This is a genomic window from Aquamicrobium sp. YD-1-mutant5 (assembly GCF_059509755.1).
In genome coordinates this window covers 1-2,516 of the sequence record NZ_JCAKKP010000042.1, presented here as the reverse complement: position 1 = coordinate 2,516, position 2,516 = coordinate 1, and the positions used below count along the sequence as shown (strand labels likewise).

At 62.1% G+C, this 2,516-nt stretch carries 2 protein-coding genes and 3 pseudogenes; 4 read left to right on the top strand and 1 reads right to left on the bottom strand.

Annotation, left to right across the window (positions count from 1 at the left end; translation table 11 throughout):
* Positions 1-116, top strand: a pseudogene (locus tag AC5XE7_RS20745) (IS5/IS1182 family transposase); the annotation flags it as partial.
* A gap of 16 nt (positions 117-132) precedes the next feature.
* Here the strand turns inward: AC5XE7_RS20745 and AC5XE7_RS20740 are convergent.
* Positions 133-471: a thiamine pyrophosphate-dependent enzyme gene (locus AC5XE7_RS20740; protein WP_495367425.1), complete on the bottom strand. Its 339-nt coding sequence runs from the start codon at positions 469-471 to the stop codon at positions 133-135.
* Positions 472-735: 264 nt separating this feature from the next.
* Between AC5XE7_RS20740 and istA the strand changes: the two genes are divergently transcribed.
* The 3 genes and pseudogenes from istA to AC5XE7_RS20725 all read left to right on the top strand — a co-directional run.
* Complete coding sequence (gene istA / locus AC5XE7_RS20735) at positions 736-1,479, top strand: IS21 family transposase (RefSeq protein ID WP_495367424.1); 744 nt, start codon at positions 736-738, stop codon at positions 1,477-1,479.
* Positions 1,451-1,618: pseudogene (locus AC5XE7_RS20730) on the top strand (Mu transposase domain-containing protein); the annotation flags it as partial. The gene istA and the pseudogene AC5XE7_RS20730, both read left to right, overlap by 29 nt.
* A 159-nt stretch (positions 1,619-1,777) precedes the next feature.
* A pseudogene (locus tag AC5XE7_RS20725) lies at positions 1,778-2,380 on the top strand (ATP-binding protein); the annotation flags it as partial.
* Positions 2,381-2,516 lie beyond the last annotated feature (136 nt).

The window sequence follows — 2,516 nt, the reverse complement described above, 5'->3', positions numbered from 1 at the left end:
AGAACCTGTTCGCCAAGCTCAAGGACTGGCGCCGCATCGCCACACGCTACGACCGATGCGCTCACACCTTCTTCTCAGCGATATGCATCGCCGCAGCCGTCATCTTCTGGATCTGACCAATGAGTCCTGAGCCTAGGGCTGCGCGGATCGGGCCAGCGCGTTTTCCGTGATCTGGCTGAGGCGGGTATCGGGCGTGATGTATTCCACGTCATAGCGCAACTCCAGCAGGGCGGGGCGGTTGTGCTCACGGGCAAAGGCACGGGCGCGCGCAAGACTTTCTGCGAAATCGGCCGTCTTTTCCACCACCTCGCCAAGCGCGCCATAGGAGCGGGCAAGGGCCGCGAAATCCGGGTTTTCGAGGTTGAGCGCGAAAGCGCGGGCAGGGTATTCGCGTTCCTGATGCGCCTTGATCTTTCCCCAGGCGCGATTGTTGCAAAGCCGACTTGCCGATGCCTGAGAGCGGCGGTGCAAAAGTTGGCCACGGTAACGGGGGGGCTAATGCTGCTGCGGGCGGAGTAAAACCCGGCCACCTATTTCCTTTCTGTAATGATCGCAGGAGGGACAGGGGATCTACACCGTTGCATTATATCTGAAGGTCCGTCTGGCTTGCTCGGAGGGGATGACGCAGCGCCTGGCAGCGAGGCATTTCAACCTATCGCGCCACAGCGTTTCGAAGATGCTGGCCTATTCGACGCCTCCGGCTACCGGCGTCAGGCGCCGGTGCGTCGGCCGAAGATGGACGCCTTTGTGTCGACGATCGAGCATTGGCTCGAAGCGGACATGGAGATGCCGCGCAAGCAGCGTCATACGGCCAAGCGGGTGTTCGACCGGCTGCGTGACGCGTGCGGGTTCACCGGCGGCTACACGATCATCAAGGATTATATGCGCGAGCGGGACCAACGCCGGCAGGAAGTGTTCGTGCCGCTGGCTCATCCGCCCGGCCATGCACAAGCCGACTTCGGTGAGGCGACGGTGATCATCGGCGCTGTCGAGCAGAAGGCGCGCTTCTTCGTGCTGGATTTGCCGCATAGTGACGGCTGCTACGTGCGGGCCTATCCGGCGGCGGTAGCCGAGGCCTGGGTGGATGGCCACATCCACGCGTTCGCCTTCTTCGGGGCCGTGCCACAGTCGATCGTCTATGACAATGACCGTTGCCTTGTGGCCAGGATCCCGCCCGACGGAACACGCAAGCGGGCGGCGCTGTTCAGCGGCTTCCTGTCCCACTACCTGATCCGGGATCGCTATGGGCGTCCGGGCAAAGGCAACGACAAAGGGAATGTCGAGGGCCTTGTCGGCTACGCCCGGCGCAACTTCATGGTGCCGATCCCGCAGTTTCCGACATGGGATGCGTTCAATATCTTTCTGGAAGAGCAGTACCGCAAACGCCAGCGCGACAAGCTGCGGGGCGAGAGCGAGACAATCGGCGAACGGCTAGCGAGACCTGGATGCCATGCGTCCCTTGCCGGCGTCGCCGTTTGACGCCTGCGACCAGGCCAGCGCTGTTGTGACGGCCCAGTCGCTCGTCCGCTACAAGACCAAGGACTATTCCGTGCCGGTCGCCTACGGCCATCAAGACGTCTGGGTTCGGGGCTATGTCGATAAGGTGGTGATCGGCCGCCGTGGCGAGATCATTGCCCGTGATCCGCGGTGCTGGGACCGGGAAGACGTTGTCTTCGATCCCGTCCATTACCTGCCGCTGATCGAGCAGAAGATCAATTCTCTGGATCAGGCCGCTCCTCTCCAGGGCTGGGACCTTCCCGAGGAATTCGCGACGCTGCGCCGCCTGATGGACGGCCGCATAGCCAGGCACGGGCGGCGGGAATATGTGCAGGTTCTTCGACTGCTGGAAAGCTTCGACCTTGCCACCATTCCGAAGCTCAACAAGATGCAGGTGCTGGAACTGGCGCGCTGCGAATGGATCGAGCGGCGCGAGAACGTCATTGCTTTCGGTCCCAGCGGCACGGGCAAGACGCATGTCGCGCTCGGCCTCGGCCTCGCCGGATGCCAGAAAGGCCTGTCCGTCGGCTTCACCACAGCTGCCGCCCTGGTCAGCGAGATGATGGAGGCCCGAGACGAGCGGCGACAGCTTCGCTTCCAGAAGCAGATGGCCGCCTACAAGCTGCTGATCATCGACGAACTGGGCTTCGTGCCACTGTCGAAGACCGGGGCGGAATTGCTGTTCGAGCTGAGCTCGCAACGCTAAGAGCGCGGTGCCACCCTGATCACCAGCAATCTGCCTTTCGACGAATAAACGGAAACCCTGGGATCCGAGCGCCTCACCGGCGCACTGCTCGATCGCATCACCCACCACGTCAACATTCTCGAGATGAACGGCGACAGAGATCGTCTCGCCCAGAGCCGCGCCAGAAAGGCCAGCTAGGGTCGAAACCCAATTGATGTTTCGTGGTCAGCGGGGGTCTGATTCCTTGTTTTCCGGAGGTATTCGGATGGCAAGGAAGCGGGACGTTTATTGGCTGTCGGATGCGGAGTGGGAAGCGATCCAGCCTCACCTTCCC

Coding starts and splice junctions, on each gene's coding strand:
- istA (WP_495367424.1), top strand. CDS start 736: ATGGACGCCTTTGTGTCGACGATCGAGCATTGGCTCGAAGCGGACATG.